22 protein-coding genes are annotated in these 18522 nt (G+C 62.0%); 21 read left to right on the top strand and 1 reads right to left on the bottom strand.

What is annotated here, in order from left to right:
* Nucleotides 1-18 precede the first annotated feature (18 nt).
* Nucleotides 19-315 carry a hypothetical protein gene (locus K408_RS40895; protein ID WP_080654815.1) on the top strand — a complete coding sequence of 99 codons (297 nt, stop codon included), beginning with the start codon at nt 19-21 and terminating at the stop codon, nt 313-315.
* A 188-nt stretch (nt 316-503) separates the two neighbouring features.
* A complete protein-coding gene (locus tag K408_RS0103090; RefSeq protein WP_006018714.1) occupies nt 504-824 on the top strand; it encodes a DUF736 domain-containing protein in 321 nt (106 codons plus the stop codon).
* A gap of 101 nt (nt 825-925) precedes the next feature.
* Here the strand turns inward: K408_RS0103090 and K408_RS0103085 are convergent, their stop codons facing one another.
* Nucleotides 926-1174, bottom strand: coding sequence for a helix-turn-helix domain-containing protein (locus tag K408_RS0103085; RefSeq protein WP_024337241.1), 249 nt, complete (start codon nt 1172-1174; stop codon nt 926-928).
* A gap of 146 nt (nt 1175-1320) precedes the next feature.
* Between K408_RS0103085 and K408_RS0103080 the strand changes: the two genes are divergently transcribed.
* From K408_RS0103080 to trbL, 19 genes are all read left to right on the top strand, one after another.
* A complete protein-coding gene (locus tag K408_RS0103080; RefSeq protein WP_006018715.1) occupies nt 1321-1593 on the top strand; it encodes a hypothetical protein in 273 nt (90 codons plus the stop codon).
* Nucleotides 1594-1758: 165 nt separating this feature from the next.
* Nucleotides 1759-1953, top strand: a complete 195-nt coding sequence (locus K408_RS0103075) for a transcriptional regulator domain-containing protein (RefSeq protein ID WP_006018716.1) — start codon at nt 1759-1761, stop codon at nt 1951-1953.
* A gap of 136 nt (nt 1954-2089) precedes the next feature.
* Entirely contained in the window at nt 2090-2530 is a 441-nt protein-coding gene (locus tag K408_RS0103070) for a DUF2285 domain-containing protein (protein ID WP_024337242.1), read from the top strand.
* 134 nt (nt 2531-2664) lie between these two features.
* Nucleotides 2665-2946, top strand: coding sequence for a helix-turn-helix transcriptional regulator (locus tag K408_RS0103065; RefSeq protein WP_006018718.1), 282 nt, complete (start codon nt 2665-2667; stop codon nt 2944-2946).
* A 22-nt stretch (nt 2947-2968) separates the two neighbouring features.
* Nucleotides 2969-3850, top strand: coding sequence for a replication initiator protein A (locus K408_RS0103060; protein WP_006018719.1), 882 nt, complete (start codon nt 2969-2971; stop codon nt 3848-3850).
* Between the two features lie 289 nt (nt 3851-4139).
* Nucleotides 4140-4604: a DUF2840 domain-containing protein gene (locus tag K408_RS0103055; protein ID WP_006018720.1), complete on the top strand. Its 465-nt coding sequence runs from the start codon at nt 4140-4142 to the stop codon at nt 4602-4604.
* Nucleotides 4601-5113 (top strand): S26 family signal peptidase, encoded by a 513-nt coding sequence (locus tag K408_RS0103050; RefSeq protein WP_006018721.1) that lies wholly within the window; start codon nt 4601-4603, stop codon nt 5111-5113. The genes K408_RS0103055 and K408_RS0103050 overlap by 4 nt, the downstream gene beginning before the upstream one ends.
* A 2-nt stretch (nt 5114-5115) precedes the next feature.
* On the top strand, nt 5116-5946 hold the full coding sequence (locus K408_RS0103045; protein WP_006018722.1) for a lytic transglycosylase domain-containing protein: 831 nt from the start codon (nt 5116-5118) through the stop codon (nt 5944-5946).
* A 385-nt stretch (nt 5947-6331) separates the two neighbouring features.
* A complete protein-coding gene (locus K408_RS0103040) occupies nt 6332-8095 on the top strand; it encodes a relaxase/mobilization nuclease domain-containing protein (RefSeq protein ID WP_006018724.1) in 1764 nt (587 codons plus the stop codon).
* A gap of 36 nt (nt 8096-8131) precedes the next feature.
* Nucleotides 8132-10120 carry a conjugal transfer protein TraG gene (locus K408_RS0103035; protein WP_006018725.1) on the top strand — a complete coding sequence of 663 codons (1989 nt, stop codon included), beginning with the start codon at nt 8132-8134 and terminating at the stop codon, nt 10118-10120.
* Between the two features lie 6 nt (nt 10121-10126).
* A complete protein-coding gene (locus tag K408_RS0103030; RefSeq protein ID WP_006018726.1) occupies nt 10127-10552 on the top strand; it encodes a ribbon-helix-helix domain-containing protein in 426 nt (141 codons plus the stop codon).
* A gap of 133 nt (nt 10553-10685) precedes the next feature.
* Nucleotides 10686-12014, top strand: a complete 1329-nt coding sequence (locus tag K408_RS0103025; RefSeq protein ID WP_006018727.1) for an MFS transporter — start codon at nt 10686-10688, stop codon at nt 12012-12014.
* A 228-nt stretch (nt 12015-12242) separates the two neighbouring features.
* Nucleotides 12243-13157, top strand: coding sequence for a P-type conjugative transfer ATPase TrbB (gene trbB, locus K408_RS0103020; RefSeq protein ID WP_006018728.1), 915 nt, complete (start codon nt 12243-12245; stop codon nt 13155-13157).
* 1 nt (nt 13158) lies between these two features.
* On the top strand, nt 13159-13482 hold the full coding sequence (locus tag K408_RS0103015; RefSeq protein ID WP_006018729.1) for a TrbC/VirB2 family type IV secretion system protein: 324 nt from the start codon (nt 13159-13161) through the stop codon (nt 13480-13482).
* Nucleotides 13482-13745 (top strand): VirB3 family type IV secretion system protein, encoded by a 264-nt coding sequence (locus K408_RS0103010; RefSeq protein WP_006018730.1) that lies wholly within the window; start codon nt 13482-13484, stop codon nt 13743-13745. Before K408_RS0103015 ends, K408_RS0103010 begins: the two co-directional genes overlap by 1 nt.
* A gap of 10 nt (nt 13746-13755) precedes the next feature.
* A complete protein-coding gene (gene trbE / locus K408_RS0103005) occupies nt 13756-16197 on the top strand; it encodes a conjugal transfer protein TrbE (RefSeq protein WP_006018731.1) in 2442 nt (813 codons plus the stop codon).
* Nucleotides 16194-16922 carry a P-type conjugative transfer protein TrbJ gene (trbJ, locus tag K408_RS0103000; RefSeq protein WP_006018732.1) on the top strand — a complete coding sequence of 243 codons (729 nt, stop codon included), beginning with the start codon at nt 16194-16196 and terminating at the stop codon, nt 16920-16922. The genes trbE and trbJ overlap by 4 nt, the downstream gene beginning before the upstream one ends.
* A gap of 26 nt (nt 16923-16948) precedes the next feature.
* A complete protein-coding gene (gene trbK-alt, locus K408_RS0102995; RefSeq protein WP_338076544.1) occupies nt 16949-17293 on the top strand; it encodes a putative entry exclusion protein TrbK-alt in 345 nt (114 codons plus the stop codon).
* Nucleotides 17290-18513, top strand: a complete 1224-nt coding sequence (gene trbL, locus K408_RS0102990) for a P-type conjugative transfer protein TrbL (protein ID WP_006018734.1) — start codon at nt 17290-17292, stop codon at nt 18511-18513. Before trbK-alt ends, trbL begins: the two co-directional genes overlap by 4 nt.
* Nucleotides 18514-18522 lie beyond the last annotated feature (9 nt).

The raw sequence follows: 18522 nt of genomic DNA, 5'->3' as shown, positions 1-18522 counted from the left end.
ATCGGCGCGGTGAACGGGATGATCGAACTTGAGCGCGGAGATCTCGTCCTGCTCGGAATTCATCGATCAAGCTGCCGACATTCGGTCTGGCCCACGCAGCCGCGGCAGAACGATCTTATCTCGATCCGTTCTTGGGAGACGATACCGCCTTTTGCAGGAGATTGTTTCTCTTTCCCCGCTGAATCGTTCACGCCTCTTGTTCATCAAAACCGAGATAGCCACGCTTCTCCAGATATCGTGGTTCAGCACGCGGACGCACGTGGCCTCGTTGATGGCTTGATCTGGCCGAAGACCGGCTTCGCCTCGATCGTCTGAGCCGCAACGCCGTTGATGCGACTTTCTTCCCCTGGGCTTCGCCCATTCCTCGCGAGGCAAGAAAGTCGCCACAACGACGTCCTCCGCTGCGCTCCGGCCCGAGCGGGTGCGTCGCCGATCGTCCTCGGCCCTAGATCGCCATCGAGGCCGCGGTGGTCGCGGGCTCGAAACACAACAGGAGAAGTGACATGGCTAACATCGGTTCTTTCAAGAAGGTCGGTAACGAATTCCAGGGCGAGATCGTCACCCTGAGCCTGAAGGCCAAGGGCGTCCGCATCGTCGCCGAGACCAACCGCTCCAATGACAACGCCCCCAGCCACCGCATCTATGTGGGCCGGGCGGAGATCGGCGCAGCCTGGTCGAAGCGTTCCGAGGAAGGCCGCGACTACCTCTCGCTCAAGCTCGACGATCCTTCCTTCAACGCGCCGATCTACGCGAACCTGTTCGACGACGAAGGCGGTGAAGGCTACACCCTGCTCTGGTCGCGGCCGCGCAAGACCGGCGAGTAGGCCACTTCATCAAGCCCCGTCCGGTCTGCCGGGCGGGGCTTCCCATCCTTCCAGGCGTCAGTGAGCGCGAACCGGCCGCCGGATCGAGCGGGTCGGCTCAATCACTCGGCCTGCCCCCGAGTCCTTTTCTTGGTGCTTGTGGGCGGGCGAGTGAGCAGGTCGGCGGCCTCGACACCCAGGCTGCGAGCGAGCCGATCGACAACGTCGATACCCGCCGCATAAACGCTTCGCTCGAGTGCGCTGATATAAGTGCGGTCAATTTCAGCACGATGAGCCAATTCCTCCTGTGACAAACCACGGGCCTGCCGGAGCTTCCGCAAATTGATTGCAAGTATCTCGCGTATATCCATACGCGAGAGGGCATGTCCTTGAAGAGTATTTCACCACGGAGTATTTTCGACAAAACGCGATCCGGACGGCTTCCGCGACAATTTTGGCGCTTCTGCTCCTTCCTGCCCGCGTGTTAGAAATTGTCTAAACTAAGGCGTGGAGTCTTATGAGGAAGCCGCCGCTCGACCCAGGCGTCGCCGACGCTGCGCCTGCAGATCAAATTCTCACTGCCTACGATGAGCAGCATGTCGTGACCTACATGCGCCTTCTGCAGGCCGAAAGCCAAGGGGCTGACTGGATGGAAGTCGCTCGAGTGGTGCTGCATATCGATCCGGTGCGGGAGCCGGACCGTGCGCGAAGCGCATATCAGAGTCATCTCGCGCGCGCCAAATGGGTGACCGAGCAGGGACGCCTCTTGCGCGGCACCGGCTCAAAATAGAAGAAAACCGCCGGCCGGCGACTTGCAGGCAGAACTATTTTCTTTTGCTGATCGGTGGTCATTCCGGTGCACCACGTGGTGCCAAACTAGGGGCTTCCTACAACCGCCTCGTTCATACCTATTGCGGCGCAATCGTTGTTAGCAGCGTGCAATGGGGCGGAAGCAATGCCTGAATTCGACTGGCGGTCGCCGGAATCCTACAAGAGCCTACAAGACGCCGAAATCACCGACATCGCCTGGGAATGTCTCCGCCGCAACGCCGGTTACCGGCGTGAGTACGAGGTGATGATTGCCAACAGCCCGAACGGCGAAGTGACTGACGAATTCAGGAGGAGGTGGGGCCTCTGCTTTCGCCCATGACCCGCGGCGGTCGTTCGATGAGCAGACGATCTTTTGGGCGCCTGAGGTTCTAGCGGCGGTCGTTCCGGTCAAGGTTGCCTCGGCCGCCGATCGCAGTTCAGCGCCTCAACCGCTGCTTGACCTTGCAGCAGGCCAGATGCGCCGCGCCGCCGACGGCTGGCACGCCGTGCTGCGCATCGGTGCAGTGGATCACCGTGTCTGGTCCAAGGATCCACCGGTGCTTGGCGCGTCATATGCAGCCGAACTGCCATTTGACGGCGATTTCGGCGCGCGTGCGTATGCAGCCCGCCGGCTGTGGCGCGCGATGAATGGACGCGCACCAGGTCCTGCCTTTCACCAACTATCTAAACAGCGGCGCGAACGCTTGAGCGCCGCGATCCGTGCGCTTGATGCTCGCAGCGCCGGCGGAAGCTATCGCGTTATCGCCGAAGCGCTCTTCGGCAAAAAGCGAATCCCCGACCGTGCCTGGAAGACCCATGATCTGCGCAATCGAACAATCCGCTTGGTGCAAGGCGGCCTTGCGTTGATGCGCGGTGGTTACCGCAAACTTCTGCGGTCCGGGCGCAGGGACGAATAGCCCTTCCGGTTGGGGGGTATCGAAAGCGGCCCCCTCCATATTCGGCATCCCCCTCCGAGATCTTGCTTCTCCATGATGACCGCACACACGCCGGCCTAGCCAGGCGTAGTGCGATGTCCTCCTGGAGTCCTCAAATGCCCGATCCGATGGCCGGTCTACCACCGCGATTCCTGCGTACACCTGAGGCCGCGCGCTATCTTGGCCTGTCCGGTCGCACGCTCGAGAAGCACCGCACGTACGGTACTGGACCGACGTATCGGAAGATCGGCGGACGTGTTGTCTACGCCGTCGATGACCTGAAAGCGTGGGCTGACCGCGGCGCCAAGACGTCGACGTCCGATCCCGGGAAGGGGACGGTACTGCCGGCCAAGAAGCAGCCCGCGCTGCGCCCGTATGCGGGCCAGGAACGTCGCTGATTGCCGCGTGAGAGTAGTGACCATGCGGCGCAAACACCATTCGGAGCGCGACCAGCTTGAGCTCTTTCGGGCGTTGCCCGGCGATCTTGCGCCGCGCGACGCGCAGGATCTGATGGCGTATCCGTTCTTCTCCCTCGCAAAGACTAAGCGGATCGTGCCGATCGACTTCCGTGCCGGTGCGATCGCAATTCGTGTCGAAGCCGTGCCGGAACACGGCATGGCGACGATCTGGGATGCAGACGTTCTGATCTGGGCCGCGTCCCAGATTGTCGAAGCCCGTGATGCCGGCCTGAAGACGTCGCGCCTGATGGCTGCAACGCCGTATGAAATTCTGACGTTCGTCGGCCGCGGCACCGGCGCACGCGACTATGATCGGCTGAAGGCGGGTCTCGACAGACTTCAGTCAACGACCGTGCTGACGTCGATCCGTCAGCCGGCAGAGCGGCGACGGCATCGCTTCTCCTGGATCAACGAGTGGAAAGAGACGGCCGATGCAAATGGCCGCCCATTTGGGATCGAGCTGATCCTGCCGGATTGGTTCTACGCTGGCGTCATCGATGACGCGCTCGTGCTGACGATTGATCGCGCCTATTTCGAGCTGACGGGCGGACTTGAGAGGTGGCTTTATCGTCTTGTGCGCAAGCACGGCGGACGCCAGGACGGCGGCTGGAGTTTTGATCTGGTGCACCTCCATGCCAAGTCCGGCATCCTCTCGCCCCTCAAGCACTTTGCTTACGACGTGCGCCAGATCGTCCAGCGCCAGACATTGCCCGGTTATCAGCTCGTGCTCACGCGCGACCCTGATGGCACCGAGCGACTGAACTTTGCACCCACGCCTGTTGATCCCTTAACGGCCCGCTTGCGCCGGCGCGGTCTCATTCCAAATTCGGAGGACAACCTGTGAATCAGCTCGTGCTATCGGGGACCGCAACCCTCGTGCTATCGGGGACCCGATCCTCGTGCTATCGGGGACCGGAATCGAGCTTAAGAGCTTGTTTCTCCGCGCTTTCCAGCCGCTCTAACTTTACTAACCGGAAATCCTTCGGATTTCTTCTAACGGAGCAGGCCGAAAGCGGCGTCGATGGCGCTCGGCAACGGCAGTCCGACAGGCCAGCCTGCCTTTGCAGGCGATACACACTCTCGACCGAGCCCCAAGCTCACGGCTGCCAGCCCCAGCGTCCGGGAGCCGCCGCATGAGCGATCTCACGGAAGTGGAAGTGTTGTGGCTCGAGAAGCGCATCGAAAACCGCATTCGGTTCGGTCGCATTGTCGGGGAACGGAAGCTTGATCGCCATCGGCGTGTCCTGTCATTCGCGCCAGGCAGCATCTTTGCCTTCGTCCGGTGGACCTCCAACGACTTTGGCACGATCATTTCGCGCATCGACATCTTGCGCGCGGTCGCACTGGGACAGCGCTGCTCGACCGTTCCTTATGTGACGCCCGGCGGTGAGATTCTGCTGCGCCTGTCCGGCTGGCCGAAGGTCGAGCGCGTGCTGCAGATGATCGATGCCGTTGAGGCGCTCGGCGTCGATCCGGCTGATGTCGCTCCCGACCATTGGCATCACGTTCACAACCGTCTGTCCGTTAATGAAAACCCGCGCCCGTATACGAAAGCGCGCCATCAGGCCTGGCTCCATCGCCAAAGGGTGATGCGATGACGGGCCGCCTACCGATGCTGGCCGTGACGATTGGGGTCGCTGCTGCGCTCATCGCGACGATCGTCCTGGAGCCGATTCCGCTATACATCTGGAACGCATCCGCGAGCGTGCCGATCGGTCTCTACCGCCTCCGACCGGCGGACCAATTCCAAGTTACTGAATTGGTCGCCGTGCAGCCGCCGGAGCCGCTCGCGACCTTCCTCGATTTGAACGGCTATTTGCCCATTGGCGTGCCCATGCTGAAGCGCGTGCTCGCCCTTCCGGGGCAGAGTGTTTGCAGAACCGGCCTCACGATTTCGGTCGACGAGGTCGCGGTGGGCGAGGCGAAGGACCGCGACGGACGCGGCCGGCCGCTGCCGAAATGGCAGGGCTGCCGCGTCGTCGGCGACGGCGATCTGTTTCTGATGAACTGGCAGTCGGACGACTCTCTTGATGGCCGGTATTTTGGATTTCTTCCGGCATCCAGCGTGATCGGCCGTGCGATGCCGGTGTGGACGTGGGAGGGGTGATCGTGCGTATTCGACGTGTTCTCCTCGCCATGCCCTTGTTCGATCGATTGCGGGATCATTCCTCCGTCTCGATCGATGTCTGCAAGGCTGGCGCGAGCCCGACCGCGTGCTTGGGTCGGTTGGGCACGCGCGTTTGTGCAGTCGTGCCCGTGATGCTTCTTCTGACCGCGTTCGACGGTGCTGCTTTGGCCCAGAGCGGATCAACCGCCCAGCCGGCGATCAGTCAGACCGCTCACTCATTTGCCGGCTTCATCAATGAAGCCGCACAACGCTTTGCGATTGCGCCGAACTGGATCCGATCAGTCCAACGCATCGAGAGTGCTGGTGACGTGCACGCCAGATCGCCAAAAGGCGCAATGGGCCTGATGCAAATCATGCCAGCGACTTGGGCGGAACTTCGTGTGCGCTACAATCTCGGGAACGACCCCTACGACCCGCACGACAACATTCTGGCCGGTACGGCGTACTTGCGCGAACTGCTCGATCGGTATGGCTCGCCTGGCGTGTTTGCGGCGTACAATGCGGGACCATCTCGCTATGAAGAGCATCTTGCGGGCGGCTCTCTGCCAGACGAGACGCGAGCATACGTCGCAAAGCTTGCAAATCTGCTTGCCGTCGAACTGCCGCCGAGGTGGACGTCCGGCGGACAGTCATCAGCAGCTGCGACGCTATTCGTCACGCGATCCGATCTCATGAAGACGCGTGATCGGTTGTTGGCGCTCATGCCGTCTAGCGGTGTCACGACCGCGTTCTCGGCGCCCGATGTTTCGCCCATGGTCCCCCGGCCAATTGGCATGTTCGTCCCTCGATCGGATTCGGGAGTATCGCGATGACCAGGTGTGCGGGTTCGCAAGCTGATGGTGTATGGGCGATGCCTTCGGCCCGCGCTCTACTCGTCGCTTCGCTCCTCACCGAGCCACCCTTCGGGTGTCTCGGCCCTTCGGGTAACGATCGCTATCGCAAGCGCTCGGAAGCAGTGGGGGCTTCGCGAGTTGGCGGCCAGGTCGCGGTGGCTCTTTCGGGAACCGGCGACCCGGAGACCACGACGGCAGGACGGCGAGATAAAAGGGGCTCGCCGCTCGAACCGCAAGCCATTGACATGGCTTGGGTTCCGGCGTGCCGGTCGGTCGGGGCGCGTGCCGCGCCTTGGATTTTTAAGAATGAGATCAACTACATTTTCGGCACTCTACGCGTTTTGGCGTCCTTCGAGGCGCAGTCATGACCACGGGCGACAGCGATCTGCGTATCCGGCCCGGGCGCATCCGCAGTACCCGCGCGCCGAAGCCGAAAAGCTTCATCAATCAGGTGCTACGCGCGGCGAAGAAAACCGGACACACCTCGGGTCAGACCCCGGCCGGCAGGCGTTCCGCGGCCCATGGGCGTTCGACGTTTGGCCGCGGGCGCCTCGCCTTTAGCCGGGCGAGATTGTTCAGCCCGACGCGGCGCGTTGTGGTGAAGGCGCGCGTGGTTCGCCACAAAGGACGAGCCTTCCGCTCAGCGCCGCTGACGGCCCATCTCTCGTATCTGAAGCGCGATGGCGTGACCCGGAGTGGTGAGCGGGCCGAGATGTTTGATGCCCGCGGCGACGGCGCCGATAGCGCGGCGTTTGCCGAACGCTGCAAGGACGACCGTCACCATTTCAGGTTCATTGTCTCGCCGGAGGACGCCGGCGATATGACCGACCTGAAGGCCTTCACCCGCGACCTCGCCAAGCAGATGGAAGCCGACTTTGGCACGCGACTGGATTGGGTGGCTGTCGATCATTGGAATACCGACAATCCTCACGTCCATCTTCTCGTTCGGGGGGTCGACGAAGAGGGCGCTGATCTCGTGATCTCCCGCGACTACATCAGCCGGGGCCTGCGTTCACGCGCCGAGGAATTGGTCGCGATCGAACTGGGTCCAAAACCGGAGCACGAGATCCGCAATTCGCTGGAGAGGGAAGTCTCGGCGGAACGATGGACGCGGCTCGACCGGGAGGTCCGACTGGCGGCGGAAGAGACCGGGTATATCGATCTTCGACCCAAGAATCCCGGCAGCGCGGATCCTGAGATCCGCCGCCTGATGGTTGGCCGTCTTCAGCACCTCGAGAAGATGGGCCTTGCCGCATCCGCCGCACCAGGGGAGTGGATGGTCGGACTCGAGGCCGAGCGCAGCTTGCGCGACCTCGGCATGCGCGGCGACATCATCAAGACCATGCACCGCGCCTTTACCGAGCGCGGGGAAGCGCGCGGCGTCGCCGACTTCGTCATCGAGGGTGGACAGCCGACGTCTCAGCTTATGGGACGACTGGTCGAGCGTGGATTGCATGACGAACTGACTGGCGAGGCCTACGCCCTGATCGACGGGACCGACGGACGCGCGCACCACGTGCGCTTTCGAGGTATCGAGGCCTTCGAACATGCTCCGCCCGTTGGGGGAATCGTCGAAGTCCGACGCTTCGGTCAAGCCGGCGATCCACGGCCGACCGTGGTGCTCGCCATCCGCTCCGATCTCGATCTTGCCGAGCAGGTCACCGCAAAAGGCGCGACCTGGCTTGACCACAGGCTGGTCGAACGCGACTCCATGCCGCTTGCCATGGGCGGATTCGGCCGAGAGACGCGCCAAGCCATGGAAGCCCGTACCGAGCATCTGATCCGGGAGGGCCTAGCGCGGCGGCAGGGCCAACGCATCATCTTGCAGCGCAACCTCCTGAACACGTTGCGCCAGCTTGAACTGGACCAGGTGGCCGCAAAAGTCTCGGCCGACACCAGCCTCCCTTACGTGAAGTCCGAATCCGGGGAGCATGTGGCGGGGACATATCGCCAGCGTCTGACGCTCGCCTCGGGACGCTTCGCCATGATCGACAATGGGCTCGGCTTCCAACTCGTGCCCTGGTCGCGCGAACTCGAAAGGAGGCTCGGCCAACACGTCACCGGCGTCGTGAAGGACGGCGGTGGAATCGAATGGGGCTTTGGTCGCAAGCGCGACCTCGGTCTCTAACAATCGCACCAATCCAGCTGCGGAAGGGCGTTCGGGATGTCCGGAACCAAAATCCTTTGGGGGCAGGTGATCGTGGTCGGCCTGATCGTTTTGCTGGCCATCTGGGGAGCAACCGAGTGGACGGCCTGGCGGCTCGCCTGGCAACCGGAGCTTGGGCGGCCCTGGTTCGAACTGTTGGGCTTCAAGGTCTATTACCCGCCCGTCTTCTTCTGGTGGTGGTTCGTCTACGACGCCTATGCGCCACGGGTCTTTGTCGAAGGAGCCTTCATTGCGGCGTCGGGGACCTTCGTTTCGATCGCGGTGGCGATCGGCATGTCGGTTTGGCGGGCGCGCGAAGCCAAGAATGTCGCGACCTATGGGTCGGCGCGCTGGGCTGGTGCGGACGAGGTTCGAGCGGCGGGACTTCTCGGTCCGGATGGTGTGGTGCTCGGCAAGCTCGACCGCGACTACCTTCGCCACGACGGGCCGGAGCACGTGTTGTGTTTTGCACCCACCCGATCCGGCAAGGGTGTCGGTCTTGTCGTCCCCTCGCTCCTGGCTTGGCCCGGCTCGGCCATCGTTCACGACATCAAGGGCGAGAATTGGCAACTGACCGCGGGCTTCCGCTCGCGACACGGCCGCGTCCTGTTGTTCGATCCCACCAACCCAAAGTCCTCAGCCTACAATCCGCTGCTCGAGGTCCGGCGCGGGGAATGGGAGGTTCGCGACGTCCAGAACGTGGCCGACGTCCTGGTCGACCCCGAAGGCTCCCTCGACAAGCGGAACCACTGGGAGAAGACCAGTCATTCGCTCCTGGTCGGCGCCATACTCCACGTTCTCTATGCCGAGGCGGACAAGACCTTGGCCGGCGTCGCCGCCTTCCTGTCCGATCCGAAGCAGCCGATCGAGACCACGCTGAGGGCGATGATGACTACACCGCACCTTGGCGAGCAGGGCGCCCATCCCGTCGTCGCCTCGACCGCGCGCGAACTCCTCAACAAATCCGAAAACGAACGCTCCGGCGTCCTATCCACCGCGATGTCGTTCCTCGGGCTCTACCGCGATCCCGTCGTGGCCCAGGTGACCTGTCGCTGCGACTGGCGGATTGCCGATCTGATCGCAGATGGTCGCCCGACGACGCTTTACCTCGTGGTGCCGCCGTCGGATATTTCTCGGACCAAGCCGCTGATCCGTCTGGTGCTGAACCAGATCGGCCGGCGCCTGACCGAGGATCTACACGCCCGCGACCGTCGGCATCGAGTGCTAATGATGCTCGACGAGTTCCCGGCGCTGGGGCGGCTGGATTTCTTCGAGTCTGCGCTCGCCTTCATGGCGGGGTACGGCATCAAGAGCTTCTTGATCGCGCAGTCGCTCAACCAGATCGAGAAGGCCTACGGGCCTAACAACGCCATCCTCGACAACTGTCACGTCCGCGTCAGCTTCGCGACCAACGACGAGCGGACCGCCAAGCGGGTATCGGACGCGCTCGGGACCGCGACCGAGATGCGGGCCATGAAAAACTATGCCGGCCATAGATTGAACCCGTGGTTGGGGCACTTGATGGTCTCGCGGCAGGAGACGGCCAGACCTCTCTTGACCCCGGGCGAGGTCATGCAGCTTCCACCGATGGACGAGATCGTCATGGTGGCGGGTACGCCGCCGATCCGGGCGAAGAAAGTTCGCTACTACGAGGATAGGCGGTTCACCGAGCGGGTTCTGCCGCCGCCAAATCCGGCGAGCGCCGGCCGATCATCGAGAACGGACGGTTGGTCAGCGCTAGGACCATTGAAGCCGACGGCGGGTCCAACTGACAAAGCCGCGGAGGTCGAGGAAGACACGGCGAACAGCGGACTCCGTCGCGAGCCCGAACTCCCCGATCACGTCGCGATCGCCAAGGAGACGACCGAACCGACGCCGGCAGAAGAATTTGCCGCCGTTCTTGACGATGACGAGGATGGGGTCCGCCAGTCCCGGCTCATACGCCAGCAGATGCGCGGCGTTGCGCGTCAGGTCGCCATGGACCCGAATGACGGTATGGAGCTCTGAGGCATTATGCGCGACCGGATGAACGTCTACTTCCCGCCAGAACTGCTGAAACAGATCTCAGAGCTCGCCGATCGCAAAAGACTTTCTCGGTCGGCGATCGTGGAAGCGGCAGTTGTTTCGTTTCTGTCCCCGGATGGAGCGGACAGGCGAGAAGCGGCGTTTACCCGGCGCCTCGATCGGCTGTCGCGCCAGATGCAGCGGCTGGAACGCGACGTGGGCTTGACGGCCGAAAGCTTGGCGCTCTTCATCCGCTTTTGGCTGACGATCACGCCGCCGCTACCCAACGACGCACAGGCTGCCGCGCAGGCAAAGGGCAGGGATCGTTTTGAAGGATTTGTCGAAGCACTCGGGCGCCGTTTGCAAAAGGGGCAAAGCTTTCTCCGGGAGATTCCAGAAGACATCGGTCGTCAGGAACCGGCCGAAGAAACTTGAGAGAGCCACGTAGACAGACCATTTCGCGGATCCTTCTTATTCTACGCCACCCTACGACCGCAGGGATTTACCCGAACTGACGAAAAGCTGGTCGCGCTATCGGCTCGCACGAGCTGACAGCAAGAGGGCCAGCATGCAAATTTCCGGGACATGGCGTCTCATCTCGCGCGTTTTTCTCCCGTTTGCTGCTGGATACTATCTTTCGTATCTGTATCGAACGATCAACGCTTTGATCGCCAGTCATCTCAGCTCGGATACCGCGCTCGGGACTGCCGACCTCGGGTTGCTTACGTCAGTCTATTTCCTGATATTCGCGGCGGCTCAGATCCCTGTCGGTATATTGTTGGATCGCTTTGGTCCGCGTCGCGTCCAGAGTGTTCTGCTCTTGCTAGCCGCAGCGGGCGCCGGACTCTTCGCGATATCGACCGGTTTCCTGTCGCTTTTGATCGCGCGTGCAATGATCGGGCTTGGCGTGGCGGCGGCGTTGACCGCAGGACTGAAGTCGATCGTCCTTTGGTTCCCCAGAGAACGAGTTGCCTTGCTTAACGGCTACATGATCATGCTGGGATCGCTAGGAGCGGTGACCGCTACGGTTCCCGTAGAATACCTACTCGCTTGGATGAGCTGGCGGCAGCTCTTTGAGATCCTAGCGGCGGCGACCGGCGCGACGGCCATTTTCATCTATGTCGTGGTTCCCGAGCGGGGCATTGTCCCATCAGCAGCCTGCGCCACTCTTAGCTCCGTTTTCAGCGATCGGCGCTTCTGGCGAATGGCCCCGTTGTCGGCGACTTGCGTCGGATCAGCCTGGTCTCTGCAGGGGCTGTGGGCATCACCGTGGCTGATCGACGTGGAGAGGCTTGATCGCACAAGTCTCGTCAGACAGCTGTTTACAATGTCCGTCGTACTAAGCGGCGGTGCCTGGTTGTTCGGTATGGCCGTCCATTACATCAAACGCAAAGGAATCGGAGCGGAGGCTATATTAGTGGTGGTTGCAGTGCTGTTCATCGCAGCCGATTCAGCCTTGATCTTGCGAGCGCCCCTGCCGTCCATCCTGCCCTGGTCGGTTGTCGCAATTGCCGGAACGGCAACCGTGGTCAGCTTCGCGGTAATAGCGGATTACTTTCCGCCGGAGCTTGCTGGTCGTGCCAACGGCGTCTTGAACGTCCTGCACTTTGGTTGGGCATTTCTGGCACAATACGCGACAGGCCTGATCCTGGAGCAATGGCACACGATCGATGGCCATAGGTCCGTCCAGGCCTATCAGGTCGCGTTCGGCCTCAACGTAGCGCTGCAGATCGCAGCCTTGGTCTGGTTCGCGCTGCCTTGGCGTAGAGTCTGCGCTTCATGGATGAGTTTAACTTCCCGCTCCACGCCAGCCTCTGTTTCCAATGGTGTCAAGTCGGTCGGCTTGTACGAGAATTCGCCCATCCTGATACCCGCGGACGACGGCGCGGAGTGGTGAGCGATAGCTCTTAGCGGACTGGTACGATTGAGCAGGAGTCCAATATCAGTTCTCAGTCTTCCTTTTTCTACGCCAGTCTACGATCACCGAAAGCGCTTGTTGCGCCAACTCCATAGGTGCTTTTTCTAATCATCCCATCTGAGGGCCCTTTGCGGACGCTCTCACTGGGTGGGGACGACGGTGCCAAGCCATTCCATTCAATCGGAAGCGAATTCGCGCGGCGCGCGCATGCTTCGTAGTGCGCTTGGCACAGCGATTGCCGGCTACCTCGAAGATGAAGCGATCATCGAGGTGATGCTCAATCCGGATGGGCGGTTGTGGATCGACAGGCTGTCGAGTGGCTTGATCGACACAGGCAAAACTCTCTCCGCAGCGGATGGCGAGCGCATTGTTCGCCTGGTAGCGCACCACGTAGGTGCGGAGGTGCATGCCGGGGCGCCACGGGTTTCGGCAGAACTGCCTGGAACTGGTGAGCGCTTCGAAGGCCTTTTGCCTCCGGTCGTTGCCGCCCCGGCCTTTGCTATCCGCAAGCCAGCGGTCGCGGTGTTTACCCTCGACGATTACGTCGCCAAGGAAATCATGACCTCGGAGCAGGCCGAGATCCTGAAGAGCGCGGTCGCCGCACGGAAGAACATCCTCGTCGCCGGGGGAACGTCGACCGGCAAGACGACTCTGACAAATGCGCTCCTGGCCGAAGTGGCAAAGACTGCCGATCGGGTCGTGCTGATCGAAGATACGCGCGAACTGCAGTGCACAGCGCCCAACCTTGTCGCTTTGCGTACCAACGATGGCGTGGCGACGCTATCGGACCTCGTTCGCTCCTCGCTGCGACTGCGTCCTGACCGTATTCCGGTCGGCGAGGTCCGCGGTGCCGAAGCCCTCGATCTGCTCAAGGCCTGGGGTACCGGGCATCCCGGTGGCATCGGGACCATTCATGCTGGTACCGCGCTCGGTGCCCTGCGGCGGCTTGAGCAACTCATTCAGGAAGCCGTCATCACGGTTCCGCGTGCCCTGATCGCCGAGACCATCAACGTTATCGCCGTGCTGGCGGGGCGTGGCGCTGATCGTCGCCTCGTTGAGCTCGCGCTCGTCCGGGGGCTTGGAGCTGCCGGCGACTACAGCCTTTCAACAGCAGGAGACTGACATGCGTCAGCAAATTCGTTTTCTTCGAGGTGCATCGGTGGCCGCCTTCGGCACGGTGCTTTTGGCGGCGGCGCCGGCATGGGCCGCTGGTTCGAATATGCCATGGGAGCAGCCGCTCAATCAGATCCTGCAATCGGTTGAAGGTCCGGTTGCCAAGATCATCGCGGTCATCATCATCGTCGTGACCGGGCTCACGCTCGCGTTCGGGGATTCGTCGGGTGGTTTCCGCCGGCTGATCCAGATCGTGTTCGGCCTGTCGATCGCATTTGCCGCCTCGAGCTTCTTCCTATCGTTCTTCTCCTTCGGCGGCGGCGTGGTGGTTTGATGGATGAACCGGTCACAGGTTTTGTCGTGCCCGTTCACCGCGCACTCACTGAGCCGATTCTGATGGGCGGCGCGCCGCGGTCCGTCGCGATCGTGAACGGCACGCTTGCTGCGGCCCTTGGACTTGGATTGCGGCTCTGGATCGCGGGTCTCATCCTCTGGTTCATCGGCCACATGGCCGCCGTCTGGGCCGCCAAGCGCGATCCCGCATTTGTCGATGTCGTGCGCCGACATCTGCGCATTCCCAGCCACCTCAACACCTGAGCGCTCCGCCATGATGAACCTTGCCGAATATCGTCATTCCAACGCGCGTCTCGCCGACTTCCTGCCCTGGGCAGCTCTCGTCGACGAGGGAATCATCCTGAACAAGGATGGTTCTTTCCAACGGACAGCAAAGTTCCGGGGACCTGACCTCGACAGCGCGGTGCCGGCCGAACTCGTTGCCGTCGCCGGTCGTCTGAACAACGCCTTGCGCCGCCTCGGATCCGGCTGGGCCGTGTTCGTTGAGGCGCAGCGTCATTCTGCGGGCGCTTATCCTCCAAACACCTTTCCGGATGTCGCGTCTGCGCTGGTCGATGCCGAACGCAGAGCGCAATTCGAGGAGGCAGGTGCCCACTACGAGTCCAGTTATTTCCTGACCTTCCTCTATCTGCCGCCGGAGGAGGGAGCGGCTAAGGCGGAGCGATTGCTCTATGAAGGTCGCGACCGCACCGTTGGAGCAGATGCCCGGGAGGTGTTGCGCGGCTTTATCGATCAAACCAACCGCGTGCTGCAACTCGTCGAAGGGTTCATGCCGGATTGCGCCTGGCTCGATGATCAGGCCACGCTGACCTATCTGCACTCGACGATCTCGACTAAGCGTCACCGCGTTCGCGTGCCCGAAATTCCCATGTACATCGATGCGCTTTTGGCCGACCAGCCACTGACCGGCGGGCTTGAGCCGATGCTGGGTTCAGCGAACGTGCGGGTCTTGACGATTGTCGGCTTTCCGGGCGCGACGACCCCGGGGGTCCTGGACGACCTGAATCGCCTGGCATTCTCGTATCGTTGGTCGACGCGCGCAATCATGCTCGACAAGACCGATGCCACCAAGCTGCTGACCAAGATTCGGCGGCAGTGGTTCGCCAAGCGAAAATCCATTGGCGCCATTCTCAAGGAGGTCATGACCAACGAGGCGTCGACGCTGCTCGATACCGACGCCCACAACAAGGCGATCGACGCCGACGCGGCGTTGCAGGAACTGGGGTCGGATCAGATCGGACAAGCCTTTGTTACGGCCACCCTCACTGTGTGGGACCGAGATCCCAACGCTGCCGATGAAAAGCTGAGGCTGGTCGAGAAGGTCATTCAGGGCCGCGATTTCACCTGCATGATCGAGACGGTGAACGCTGTCGAAGCCTGGCTCGGTAGCCTGCCGGGACATGTCTATGCGAATGTGCGGCAGCCACCGGTCTCGACGCTCAACCTCGCCCATATGATTCCGATGTCAGCCGTGTGGGCCGGTGAGGCGAGGGATCTGCACTTCAAGGCGCCGGCACTCCTGTTTGGCAAGACTGAGGGATCGACGCCCTTCCGATTCTCTCTCCACGTCGGCGACGTCGGCCACACCCTCGTGGTGGGCCCGACCGGCGCCGGAAAATCCGTTTTGCTGGCTCTGATGGCGTTGCAATTCCGCCGTTATCCGAACTCTCAGGTCTTTGCGTTCGACTTCGGCGGTTCAATTCGGGCGGCTGCGCTCGCCATGGGTGGCGACTGGCATGATCTCGGCGGTGCATTGTCAGACGGGGACGAAAACCCCGTCGCCCTGCAGCCGCTGGCCTGGATTGAGGATCCTTCCGAGCGCGGATGGGCGACGGAATGGATCGGCGCGATCCTGGCACGGGAAAAGGTCGAGATCACCCCGGAGGTCAAGGATCATCTGTGGTCGGCACTGACATCTCTCGCTTCGGCGCCGAGGGAGGAGCGGACCCTGACGGGCTTGTCAGTCCTGCTCCAATCGAACTCTCTGAAACGCGCCTTGCAACCTTATTGCCTCGGCGGACCTTCCGGGCGCTTGCTCGACGCCGAATTCGAGCGCCTTGGCGAAGCCTCGGTCCAGGCGTTTGAGACCGAAGGTTTGATTGGAACGGGTGCTGCGCCGGCCGTGCTGTCGTACCTCTTCCATCGCATCGGGGGCCGTCTCGACGGCCGGCCTACACTCCTTATTGTCGATGAAGGTTGGCTTGCCCTCGATGACGAGGATTTTGCGGGGCAACTCCGGGAATGGCTGAAGACGCTTCGGAAGAAGAACGCGTCCGTCATCTTCGCCACACAGTCGCTTTCTGACATTGATGGCTCCGCGATAGCACCGGCGATCATCGAAAGCTGCCCGACGCGCCTGTTGCTGCCGAACGAACGGGCGATCGAACCGCAGATCACCGCCATCTACCGCCGCTTCGGACTCAACGATCGCCAGATCGAACTTCTGAGCCGGGCAACGCCAAAGCGCGACTACTATTGCCAGTCTCGTCGCGGCAACCGGATGTTCGAACTTGGCCTTGGTGAGGTTGCGCTCGCCTTCACCGCAGCCTCTTCCAAGACAGACCAGGCAGCCATCGCGCAGCTCCTTGCCGAACATGGACCTGACGGCTTCGTGCCCGCCTGGCTCCAGCACCGCGGCGTCGCCTGGGCCCTCGACCTGATCCCCAACCTCGTCAATCTGGAGAAATCGCAATGAGACCTCTTGGCCTATTGGCGACCACGGCCGCCTTCGCGCTGCTGCTTGGCGTCACGGTGCCTGCACGGGCGCTGATCGTCTTTGACCCCACCAACTACGTCCAGAATGTCCTGACGGCCGCGCGGGAGCTCCAGCAGGTTAATAATCAGATCACCTCGTTGCAGAACGAGGCACAGATGCTGATCAATCAGGCAAGGAATTTGGCAAGCCTGCCGTATTCATCGCTGCAGCAACTGCAATCATCGATCCAGCGGACCCAGCAATTGCTGGCCCAGGCCCAGCGGATCGCCTACGACGTTCAGCAGATTGATCATGCCTTCTCGACAAGTTACGCGCCAGCGACCAGCAGCCAATCGAACCAGTTGCTGATCTCCAACGCTCAGTCACGTTGGCAGAATTCCTATGCCGCAACGCAAGACGCGCTTCGCGTCCAGGCGGGCATTGTTGGCAACCTCGACACCAATCGCATCCAGACATCCGCGCTCGTAACGTCAAGCCAGGGTGCCAGCGGCGCGCTGCAGGCAACGCAGGCTGGCAATCAGATTCTCGCGCTGAACGCGCAGCAGCTCGCCGACCTCACCGCCGTCGTGACGGCGCAAGGTCGGGCGCAGAGCCTTGAAGCGGCTCAGCGCGCCTCGGCCCAGGATCAGGGACGAGAACAGCTTCGTCGGTTCCTGACTCCGGGACAGGGCTATCAGTCATCCAACGTACAGATGTTCCACTGATGACGGACATAAGGGCATTCAAGGCGTTGTCGCTGCTTACGACAATCGGCGTGTTGGTCGTCACTGCCTGCACGATTCAGCTTCGCGGTGGTGACGAGCAGCCCGCGCTGCCGAAGGCCGCGCAGACGACAGATGCAACCAGCTCTGACCTCGCACGCTGCCGCAGCGTCACTGCGGAGGAAACGGCAGGTTATCAGCATTGCAGGCAGGTCTGGGCCGAAAACCGGCGACGCTTCTTGGCCAAGAAATCTGGTGCCGCGGTTCGTGGCCAAGAAGAACCCGCCGCTGCGTTGGCGCCGGCCCCAAAGGATCAGAGCCGGATCCCGCAGGGATATCTGCTACCGGCGACACCTGAGGCGAGCAAGCCATGACGGGTACGGGGATTATCGACCAATTCCTGGAAACGTTCACGCGATATATCGACAACGGCTTCGGCCTGCTCGGTAGCGACGTCGGCTATCTCGCAACGACCCTTGCCGCGATCGACATCACGCTTGCTGCGTTGTTCTGGAGTTGGGGGCCGGACGAAGACATCGTCGCGCGCCTCGTCAAGAAGACGCTCTTTGTAGGCGTCTTTGCCTATCTAATCGGTAATTGGAACAGTCTGGCACGCATCGTTTTCGAGAGCTTTGCCGGCCTTGGGCTAAAAGCATCAGGCGCAAGTCTCTCCGCGTCGGACTTCCTTCGGCCGGGAAAGATCGCTCAAGTCGGACTTGACGCTGGCCGACCGCTGCTCGATTCGATCTCCAATCTGATGGGCTACATCAGTTTCTTCGAGAATTTCGTCCAGATCGTCGTTCTCCTGTTTGCCTGGATCGTGGTGCTGCTCGCCTTCTTCATTCTGGCGATCCAACTCTTCGTCACCCTGATCGAGTTCAAACTCACGACGCTGGCCGGCTTCGTGCTCATTCCCTTTGGGTTGTTTGGCAAGACAGCCTTCGCGGCAGAGCGGGTCTTGGGCAACGTCATCTCTTCAGGGATCAAGGTCTTGGTCCTGGCCGCCATCGTCGGCATCGGCTCGACTTTGTTCTCGCAGTTCACCGCTGGCTTTGGTGGCAATCAGCCGACCATAGAAGACGCGATGACCCTGGTCCTTGCGGCGCTCTCCTTGCTTGGCCTGGGCATCTTCGGTCCTGGAATCGCCAACGGCCTGGTGTCGGGTGGGCCTCAGCTCGGTGCCGGTGCCGCGGTTGGAACAGGCCTTGCTGCCGGTGGCATTGTTGCGGCGGGCGCGGGTCTTGCCGCCGGCGGTGTTGGTCTCGCTGGCGGCGCGATTGCGGGCGCCGCGCGCGGTGGTGGCGCTGTCATAAGGGGAGCGTCAGCCGCCTATCGAAGCGGCGGCCTTGCTGGCGTCGCTGAGGCGGGCAGCTCGGCTGCCATGAGTCCATTGCGTCGTGCAGCGGCTGCCTTCGGGGGCGAGCAAGCTGGCGAGCAGGCCGCAAGCGCTTCGGCCGAAGGGCTGCCCGATTGGGCGCGCCGCATGAAGCGCGCCGAGACTATTCGGCATGGTGCCTCGGCTGCTGGTCACGTCCGCTCGGGCGATCATGGTGGCAGCGGCTCCTCCGTCGATTTGTCCGAAGGAGAGCGCTGAGACGCATCA

It is taken from the genome of Bradyrhizobium sp. in8p8 (genome assembly GCF_000426845.1).
Taxonomy (GTDB): domain Bacteria; phylum Pseudomonadota; class Alphaproteobacteria; order Rhizobiales; family Xanthobacteraceae; genus Bradyrhizobium; species Bradyrhizobium japonicum_C.
Note: the sequence above shows the minus strand (reverse complement) of the source record. Positions and strands in the feature narration are given on the sequence as shown.

Coding starts and splice junctions, on each gene's coding strand:
- K408_RS40895 (WP_080654815.1), top strand. CDS start 19: ATGATCGAACTTGAGCGCGGAGATCTCGTCCTGCTCGGAATTCATCGA.
- trbE (WP_006018731.1), top strand. CDS start 13,756: ATGATGAACCTTGCCGAATATCGTCATTCCAACGCGCGTCTCGCCGAC.
- K408_RS0103035 (WP_006018725.1), top strand. CDS start 8,132: ATGTCCGGAACCAAAATCCTTTGGGGGCAGGTGATCGTGGTCGGCCTG.
- K408_RS0103030 (WP_006018726.1), top strand. CDS start 10,127: ATGCGCGACCGGATGAACGTCTACTTCCCGCCAGAACTGCTGAAACAG.
- K408_RS0103075 (WP_006018716.1), top strand. CDS start 1,759: ATGCCTGAATTCGACTGGCGGTCGCCGGAATCCTACAAGAGCCTACAA.
- K408_RS0103080 (WP_006018715.1), top strand. CDS start 1,321: ATGAGGAAGCCGCCGCTCGACCCAGGCGTCGCCGACGCTGCGCCTGCA.
- K408_RS0103065 (WP_006018718.1), top strand. CDS start 2,665: ATGCCCGATCCGATGGCCGGTCTACCACCGCGATTCCTGCGTACACCT.
- trbJ (WP_006018732.1), top strand. CDS start 16,194: ATGAGACCTCTTGGCCTATTGGCGACCACGGCCGCCTTCGCGCTGCTG.
- K408_RS0103010 (WP_006018730.1), top strand. CDS start 13,482: ATGGATGAACCGGTCACAGGTTTTGTCGTGCCCGTTCACCGCGCACTC.
- K408_RS0103070 (WP_024337242.1), top strand. CDS start 2,090: ATGCGCCGCGCCGCCGACGGCTGGCACGCCGTGCTGCGCATCGGTGCA.
- trbB (WP_006018728.1), top strand. CDS start 12,243: ATGCTTCGTAGTGCGCTTGGCACAGCGATTGCCGGCTACCTCGAAGAT.
- K408_RS0103090 (WP_006018714.1), top strand. CDS start 504: ATGGCTAACATCGGTTCTTTCAAGAAGGTCGGTAACGAATTCCAGGGC.
- trbL (WP_006018734.1), top strand. CDS start 17,290: ATGACGGGTACGGGGATTATCGACCAATTCCTGGAAACGTTCACGCGA.
- K408_RS0103060 (WP_006018719.1), top strand. CDS start 2,969: ATGCGGCGCAAACACCATTCGGAGCGCGACCAGCTTGAGCTCTTTCGG.
- K408_RS0103040 (WP_006018724.1), top strand. CDS start 6,332: ATGACCACGGGCGACAGCGATCTGCGTATCCGGCCCGGGCGCATCCGC.
- K408_RS0103085 (WP_024337241.1), bottom strand. CDS start 1,174: ATGGATATACGCGAGATACTTGCAATCAATTTGCGGAAGCTCCGGCAG.
- K408_RS0103025 (WP_006018727.1), top strand. CDS start 10,686: ATGCAAATTTCCGGGACATGGCGTCTCATCTCGCGCGTTTTTCTCCCG.
- K408_RS0103055 (WP_006018720.1), top strand. CDS start 4,140: ATGAGCGATCTCACGGAAGTGGAAGTGTTGTGGCTCGAGAAGCGCATC.
- K408_RS0103050 (WP_006018721.1), top strand. CDS start 4,601: ATGACGGGCCGCCTACCGATGCTGGCCGTGACGATTGGGGTCGCTGCT.
- K408_RS0103015 (WP_006018729.1), top strand. CDS start 13,159: ATGCGTCAGCAAATTCGTTTTCTTCGAGGTGCATCGGTGGCCGCCTTC.